1 protein-coding gene is annotated in these 490 nt (G+C 60.6%); it reads right to left on the bottom strand.

From position 1 onward, the window contains the following. Window positions 1-48: 48 nt before the first annotated feature. The coding region (locus ACNAW0_RS30630; protein ID WP_416291520.1) for a transposase at window positions 49-490 on the bottom strand (442 nt) is incomplete at its 5' end.

Raw genomic sequence — 490 nt, 5'->3', positions numbered from 1 at the left:
TTACCAAGGCGAGCGTTAGTTTCTTGACCGTTGATGGTGGTTTCGGTGTTATGCCCTGATGTAGGCAAGGTGCGGGTCGGCGAAGAACCCGCGCACGATCTGGGGCATCTTCTGTAGGCGCCGTAGGGCGCCGATAGCGAGGCGTTTCATCTCCGCCTGGCTCATGGGGACGGCGCGTTTGATCCGGTCGTGCTTCACGTTCTTCCACACCCACTCGTCAGGGTTGAGTTCCGGGGAGTAGCCGGGGAGGAAGAACAGCTTCAATCGCCCGTTGGTGGACTCCACGTACTGCGTGGTTTCCTTCGCCCGGTGGGCGGGGTGCCCGTCCACGATCAAGAACACCGGACCGCTTGCATCGGCCAGGAGCCGATTGCAGAACTCGATGAACCGGCCGGCGTTCAACGTGCCTTCGAACACCTGGAACCGCAACAGCCCTTTGGCGTTGACCGCCGAAATCATATTGATCGACTTGCGTTCGCCGGTGGCGACA

The sequence above is a fragment of the Micromonospora sp. SL1-18 genome (genome assembly GCF_047921505.1).
GTDB lineage: Bacteria > Actinomycetota > Actinomycetes > Mycobacteriales > Micromonosporaceae > Micromonospora.
This window is presented reverse-complemented; position numbering and strand designations above follow the sequence as displayed.